At 64.5% G+C, this 6905-nt stretch carries 8 protein-coding genes; all 8 read left to right on the top strand.

Translation table 11 applies throughout. From position 1 onward, the window contains the following. Positions 1-307: 307 nt before the first annotated feature. The 8 genes from HV675_RS19920 (at position 308) to hisD (ending at position 6895) form a co-directional block, all read left to right on the top strand. Positions 308-940: an MlaC/ttg2D family ABC transporter substrate-binding protein gene (locus tag HV675_RS19920; protein ID WP_175112832.1), complete on the top strand. Its 633-nt coding sequence runs from the start codon at positions 308-310 to the stop codon at positions 938-940. A 26-nt stretch (positions 941-966) separates the two neighbouring features. Continuing rightward, positions 967-1269: an STAS domain-containing protein gene (locus HV675_RS19915; protein ID WP_175112835.1), complete on the top strand. Its 303-nt coding sequence runs from the start codon at positions 967-969 to the stop codon at positions 1267-1269. Between the two features lie 200 nt (positions 1270-1469). Beyond that, positions 1470-2396, top strand: a complete 927-nt coding sequence (locus HV675_RS19910; protein ID WP_175112831.1) for an ABC transporter ATP-binding protein — start codon at positions 1470-1472, stop codon at positions 2394-2396. Beyond that, positions 2393-3148: an ABC transporter permease gene (locus HV675_RS19905; RefSeq protein WP_175112830.1), complete on the top strand. Its 756-nt coding sequence runs from the start codon at positions 2393-2395 to the stop codon at positions 3146-3148. The genes HV675_RS19910 and HV675_RS19905 overlap by 4 nt, the downstream gene beginning before the upstream one ends. Before the next feature lie 13 nt (positions 3149-3161). Beyond that, positions 3162-3401 carry a BolA family protein gene (locus HV675_RS19900; protein ID WP_175112829.1) on the top strand — a complete coding sequence of 80 codons (240 nt, stop codon included), beginning with the start codon at positions 3162-3164 and terminating at the stop codon, positions 3399-3401. 111 nt (positions 3402-3512) lie between these two features. After that, positions 3513-4781 (top strand): UDP-N-acetylglucosamine 1-carboxyvinyltransferase, encoded by a 1269-nt coding sequence (gene murA, locus HV675_RS19895; RefSeq protein ID WP_175112828.1) that lies wholly within the window; start codon positions 3513-3515, stop codon positions 4779-4781. Next, entirely contained in the window at positions 4778-5494 is a 717-nt protein-coding gene (hisG, locus tag HV675_RS19890) for an ATP phosphoribosyltransferase (protein WP_175112827.1), read from the top strand. The genes murA and hisG overlap by 4 nt, the downstream gene beginning before the upstream one ends. A 78-nt stretch (positions 5495-5572) precedes the next feature. Then, positions 5573-6895 (top strand): histidinol dehydrogenase, encoded by a 1323-nt coding sequence (gene hisD, locus HV675_RS19885; RefSeq protein ID WP_175112826.1) that lies wholly within the window; start codon positions 5573-5575, stop codon positions 6893-6895. Positions 6896-6905: the final 10 nt, after the last annotated feature.

The following is a 6905-nucleotide window of genomic DNA, read 5'->3' as shown; positions in this document are numbered from 1 at the left end:
CGCCGCAGGGCGCGTCGGGCACGCCAGGTGCTGAGAGTGCTGCTCCGGCCTCCGGCACGCAGACGATGCCGCTCGACTCGACCGGCCTGCCGTCGCCGACCTCGGTGCCGGGCGGCCAGGTCGTTCCGCCGGGTCGCATCATCGGTTATCCGGGACTGAAGGTGCGCTAACGGGACGCCGTCACCCAAAGGTCCCGTGACGCGTGTAACACTGCGATACAACTCTCGCAAGTTTCCGATGGGTTACGATAGAACTCGCGTGATATCGTCAGTTCGAGGTTAGCGATCTTCTTTTTGCAGGATTGGAAATGAAAAAATTCTTCTTTATCCCGTTTTTCGCAGCATTGCTTTCGTTTGGCGGGTCCGCGTTCGCCCAGCAGACCGTCGATACGAATTCGCCGGACGGCATGGTGAAGACCGTCACGCAGCAGGTCATCGACACGATCCGCTCGGACAAGTCGATCCAGCAAGGCGACATCAACCGGATCACCCAGCTCGTCAACGAGAAAATCCTGCCGTACATCGATTTCCGCCGCACCACGCAGCTGGCGATGGGCCGCAGCTGGCGCACCGCGACGCCCCAGCAGCAGGAGCAGGTGGTCGAGCAGTTCAAGATGCTGCTGATCCGCACGTATGCGGGCGCGCTCGCGCAGGTGCGCAATCAGGAAATCCAGTACAAGCCGTTCCGCGCGAATCCGGACGATACGGATGTGGTCGTGCGCTCGACCGTGATGAACAACGGCCAGCCGATCGAACTCGACTACCGCCTGTACAAGACGCCGCAAGGCTGGCGCGTGTATGACATCAACGTGCTCGGCGCGTGGTTGATCCAGGCGTATCAGCAGCAGTTCAGCGAGCAGATCCAGCAGAAGGGCGTCGACGGCCTGATCCAGTTCCTCACGCAGCGCAATCAGCAACTGGCGGCGGGCAAGCAGTCGTGAACGGCACGCCGCTTTCAGGCAACGTGATGAACGGCTTCGCGACCGGCGCGACGCTGACCCACGCCGGCGCGCGCGTCGCGCTGGCGGCGGGGCTCGAGCGCATCGCGGGCGGCGCGCGCAGCGTCGATTGCGCGCCGCTGACGCAATTCGATTCGTCCGCGCTCGCGGTGCTGCTCGCATGGCAGCGCGCAGCCGGCGCGCGCGGCGCCGCACTCGAAATCGTCAATCTTCCCGCCGGGCTTGCCAGTCTCGCGCAAGCCTACGGCGTCGACACCTTGCTGTCGGCGCGACATTCACGCACGGTCGATACCGAGCGCTCGCCGTCCTGAAGCATGGGAAGGTCGGATGAGGCCGGCGCGTCCGGCTTCACCGAAACCTGTCCAGACTTCCGCGCCGCATTTCCGCCGCGCATTTGCCCTATAATCAAACGTTTTTTGGGGCAAGTAACCGGCCCCAATTTCGTTTTTCCTCGCATCCTTTCGTGCGCGTTGCGCACTTTTCAGTCGCCGCCGTCCGGTGGCGCAAAGTCATGCCAGCCATAGAATTCCGTAACGTCAAGAAGCGCTACAAGAGTCTGCAGGCGCTCAAAGGCGTGAGCCTGACTGTCGAAGAAGGCGAGTTTTTCGGGCTGCTCGGCCCGAACGGCGCGGGCAAGACGACGCTCATCAGCATCCTCGCGGGTCTCGCGCGCGCCGACGAAGGCAGCGTCGCGGTGCGCGGCCATGATGTCGTCGCCGATTTCCGCGCCGCGCGTCGCGCGCTCGGCGTTGTGCCGCAGGAACTGGTGTTCGATCCGTTTTTCACCGTGCGCGAAACCTTGCGCATCCAGTCCGGCTACTTCGGCCTGCGCCACAACGATGACTGGATCGACGAGGTGATGGCCAATCTCGATCTGACCGAAAAAGCCGACGCGAACATGCGCGCGCTGTCCGGCGGCATGAAGCGTCGCGTGCTGGTCGCGCAGGCGCTTGTGCACCGGCCGCCGGTGATCGTGCTCGACGAGCCGACCGCCGGCGTCGACGTCGAATTGCGCCAGACGCTGTGGAAGTTCATTTCCCGCCTGAACCGCGAAGGTCACACCATCGTGCTGACCACCCACTATCTCGAAGAAGCGGAATTGCTGTGCGACCGCATCGCGATGCTGCGGCGGGGCGAAGTGGTCGCGCTCGAGCGCACGAGCGAGCTGTTGCAGCGCTTCGCGGGTTTGCAGTTGTACGTGCGCTTCGCGCAGGGCGTGCTGCCGGCCGATTTGCGCGCGCTCGAAGTCGACCCGGGCGCGGCGAACACGCGCCAGCATCTGCTGCGTCTGTCGAACTACGACGATGTCGAGCGGATTCTTTCGCAGTGCCGCGCGGCGGGCTGCACATTCGATGAGATCGAGGTTCGCAAGGCGGATCTCGAAGACGTGTTCGTGCAGGTGATGAACGCGCCGGAAATGGTCGAGGGGCTTGCATGAGCGGGTTTCGCACGCTGTTTTACAAGGAGCTCCTGCGGTTCTGGAAGGTCTCGTTCCAGACGGTGCTCGCACCGATCGTGACCGCGTTGCTGTATCTGATGATTTTCGGCCACGCGCTGCGCGACCACGTGCAGGTCTACAGCGGCGTCGGCTACACGAGCTTCCTGATTCCCGGCCTCGTGATGATGAGCGTGCTGCAGAATGCGTTTGCGAACAGCTCGTCGTCGCTGATCCAGTCGAAGATCACCGGCAATCTCGTGTTCGTGCTGCTGCCGCCGCTGTCGCATTGGGAAATGTATGGCGCCTATGTGCTCGCGTCGGTCACGCGCGGCCTCGCGGTCGGCTTCGGCGTGTTTATCGTGACGGTGTGGTTCATTCCGATGAGCTTCACCGCGCCGCTTTTCATTGTGCTGTTCGCGGTGCTGGGCTCCGCGATTCTCGGCACGCTCGGTGTGGTGGCCGGCATCTGGGCCGAAAAATTCGATCAGCTCGCCGCGTTTCAGAACTTCATCATCGTGCCGCTGACTTTCCTGTCGGGCGTGTTCTATTCGACGCACACGCTGCCGGACGGCTGGCGCGAGGTGTCGCGGCTCAATCCATTTTTCTACATGATCGACGGCTTTCGCTATGGCTTTTTCGGCCAGTCGGATATCAATCCGCTCGTGAGCCTCGCGATCGTGGCGGCATTTTTCGTGGTGCTGGCGGTGCTCGCGATGCGTCTGCTCGCAAGCGGCTACAAGCTGCGCCACTGACGAGGAGCATTTCATGTTACCGACGCCCGAACAGATCAAGACGTACATTTCCGCCGGCTTGCCGTGCGAGCATCTCGAAGTCGAAGGCGACGGCCAGCATTTCTTCGCGACGATCGTCTCGTCGAACTTCGAAGGCAAGCGGCTGATCCAGCGGCATCAGCTGGTGTATGCGGCGCTCGGCGACCGCATGCGCGAAGAAATCCACGCCCTCAGCATGAAAACACTGACGCCTGCCGAGTGGCAAAGCGCGTAATCTGGAACACTAGTGCGTATTACTCAAGACAGCCACGGCGCCGTGAGCGGCGCCACCCACCTTTCCGCTCAGGCGCAAAACAGCGCGCGCACCGATCAGGAACCGACAGGCATGGACAAACTCGTCATTGAAGGCGGCCGGCAGTTGGCAGGGGAAATTACCGTTTCGGGGGCCAAGAACGCGGCGCTGCCTATTCTCTGCGCCAGCCTGTTGAGCGCGGACCCGCTGCAGCTCGCCAACGTGCCGAATCTGCAGGACGTGCGCACGACGTTGAAGCTGCTGCGCCAGATGGGCGTGCAGGCCGAGACGGCCGAGGGCTCGGGCAAAGTGATGCTCGATGCGTCGAAGGTGAACAACCTCGTCGCGCCGTACGAGCTCGTCAAGACGATGCGCGCATCGATTCTCGTGCTCGGCCCGCTGGTCGCGCGCTTCGGCGAGGCGAAGGTGTCGCTGCCGGGCGGCTGCGCAATCGGCGCGCGGCCGGTCGATCAGCACATCAAGGGCCTGCAGGCGATGGGCGCCGAGATCACGATCGAGCACGGCTTTATCGAAGCGCGCGCGAAGCGGCTGAAGGGCACGCGCATCATCACCGACATGATCACCGTGACCGGCACCGAGAACCTGCTGATGGCGGCGGTGCTCGCCGAAGGCGAGACGGTGATCGAGAACGCGGCGCGCGAGCCGGAAGTCGGCGACCTCGCGCATCTGCTCGTCGCGATGGGCGCGAAGATCGACGGCATCGGCACGGACCGGCTCGTGATTCAAGGCGTCGACCGGTTGCACGGCGCCGAGCATACGGTGGTGCCGGACCGCATCGAAGCCGGCACGTTCCTGTGCGCGGTCGCGGCCGCGGGCGGCGACGTCACGCTGCGCAACACGCGCCCGCAGACGCTCGAAGCGGTGATCGACAAGCTGCGCGAAGCCGGCGCCGCGATCGATGAAGGCGACGACTGGCTGCGCGTCAGGATGAATCAGCGCGCGAAGGCGGTGTCGTTCCGCACGTCGGAATACCCGGCGTTCCCGACCGATATGCAGGCGCAGTTTATGGCGCTCAATGCGATCGCGGAAGGTCCGTCGCGGGTCGTCGAAACGATATTCGAAAACCGCTTCATGCACGTGCAGGAGCTGAGCCGTCTCGGCGCGAACATCACGATCGACGGCAATACGGCGCTCGTGAACGGAGTCGACAAACTGTCCGGCGCGAAGGTGATGGCAACCGATCTGCGCGCGTCCGCGAGCCTCGTGATCGCAGGTTTGTGCGCGGAAGGCGAGACGCTGATCGACCGCATCTATCACCTCGACCGCGGCTACGACCGGATGGAAACGAAGCTCACCGCGGTGGGCGCCAACGTGCGGCGCATTTCAGGCAAGCAGGCATGAGTTCATCGCAACCGACGTCCGCGCAACGCGCCTCCCCGCAAACGTCGTCCGCACCGGCCGCGCGCGCGCCGTTGACGCTCGCCTTGTCGAAAGGGCGTATTTTCGAGGAAACCGTGCCGCTGCTCGCGGCGGCCGGCGTGCAGGTGTCGGAAGATCCGGAAACGTCGCGCAAGCTGATTCTGCCGACCACCGATCCGAACCTGCGCGTGATCGTTGTGCGTGCAACCGATGTGCCGACTTACGTCGAATATGGCGCGGCGGACTTCGGCGTCGCGGGCAAGGATGTGCTGATCGAGCACGGCGGTAGCGGTCTCTACCAGCCGGTCGACCTGGATATTGCGCGCTGCCGGATGTCGGTCGCGGTGAAGGCGGGTTTCGATTATGCGAACGCGGTGCGTCAGGGCGCGCGCTTGAGGGTCGCGACCAAGTATGTGCAAACCGCGCGCGAGCATTTCGCGGCGAAGGGCGTGCACGTCGATCTGATCAAGCTGTATGGCTCGATGGAGCTCGCGCCGCTCGTCGGCCTCGCCGATGCGATCGTCGACCTGGTCAGTTCGGGCGGCACGCTGCGGGCGAACAATCTGGTCGAGGTCGAGGAGATCATGTCGATCTCGTCGCGCCTCGTCGTGAATCAGGCCGCGCTGAAGTTGAAGCGCGCCGCGCTGCGGCCGTTCCTCGACGCGTTCGAACGCGCATCGAGGCGCGCGGCGTGATGACGCCGCGGTCCCGGCGCGCTGCGAACGTACGCAAAGCGAAGGGACGCGAGGCGTTTTACCGAAACGGATACCAGCATGTCTATCAAGATTCGCAAGCTCGATTCCAGCGCTGACGGCTTCCAGAAGTCGCTGCACGCGGTGCTCGCGTTCGAGGCGAGCGAAGACGCGGCGATCGAGCACGCCGTCGCGCAGATTCTTGCCGACGTGAAGGCGCGCGGCGACGCCGCCGTGCTCGAGTACACGAACCGCTTCGACCGGCTCGATGCGAAGGATGTCGCTGCGCTCGAATTGCCGTTCGCGGAGCTCGAAGCGGCGCTCGAGGGGCTCGGTCCCAAGCGCCGCGCGGCGCTCGAAGCGGCGGCCGCGCGCGTGCGCGGCTATCACGAGAAGCAGAAGATCGAATGCGGCAGCCATAGCTGGCAATACGAGGAAGCGGACGGCACTGTGCTCGGCCAGAAGGTGACGCCGCTCGATCGCGCCGGCATCTATGTGCCGGGCGGCAAGGCGGCGTATCCGTCGTCGGTGCTGATGAACGCGATTCCGGCGCGCGTGGCCGGTGTGCGCGAAATCGTGATGGTCGTGCCGACGCCAGGCGGCGTGAAGAACCCGCTCGTGCTCGCCGCCGCGCTTCTCGGCGGCGTCGATCGGGTGTTTACGATCGGCGGCGCGCAGGCGGTCGGCGCGCTCGCGTACGGCACTGAAACAGTCCCGGCGGTCGACAAGATTTGCGGGCCGGGCAACGCGTATGTCGCATCCGCGAAACGGCGCGTGTTCGGCACCGTCGGCATCGATATGATTGCCGGGCCGTCGGAAATTCTCGTGCTGTGCGACGGCACGACCGATCCGCGCTGGGTCGCGATGGACCTGTTCTCGCAGGCCGAGCACGACGAGCTCGCACAGTCCATTCTGCTGTGCCCGGACGATGCGTTTATCGCGCGCGTCGAGGACGCGGTGAACGAGCTGCTGCCGACCATGCCGCGGCGCGATGTGATCGCGGCGTCGCTGACCAACCGCGGCGCGCTCGTGAAGGTGCGCGACATGGCCGAAGCGTGCGCGATTGCGAACGACATCGCGCCGGAGCACCTCGAGATCTCCGCGCTCGAGCCGCAGCAGTGGGCGCAGCAGATTCGCCATGCGGGCGCGATTTTCCTCGGCCGCTACACGAGCGAAAGTCTCGGCGACTATTGCGCGGGTCCGAACCACGTGCTGCCGACTTCGCGTACCGCGCGCTTTTCGTCGCCGCTGGGCGTCTACGATTTCTTCAAGCGCTCGAGCCTGATCGAAGTCAGCGCGGAAGGCGCGCAGACGCTCGGTGAGATCGCCGCGGAACTCGCCTATGGCGAAGGCTTGCCCGCGCATGCGCGCAGCGCCGAATACCGGATGAAGCAGAACGGGTAAATGAGCCCGC

The organism is Paraburkholderia solisilvae, assembly GCF_902859875.1.
GTDB lineage: Bacteria > Pseudomonadota > Gammaproteobacteria > Burkholderiales > Burkholderiaceae > Paraburkholderia > Paraburkholderia solisilvae.
The sequence above is the reverse complement of the archived record's forward strand: the minus strand, read 5'-3'. Positions and strand labels throughout refer to the sequence as shown.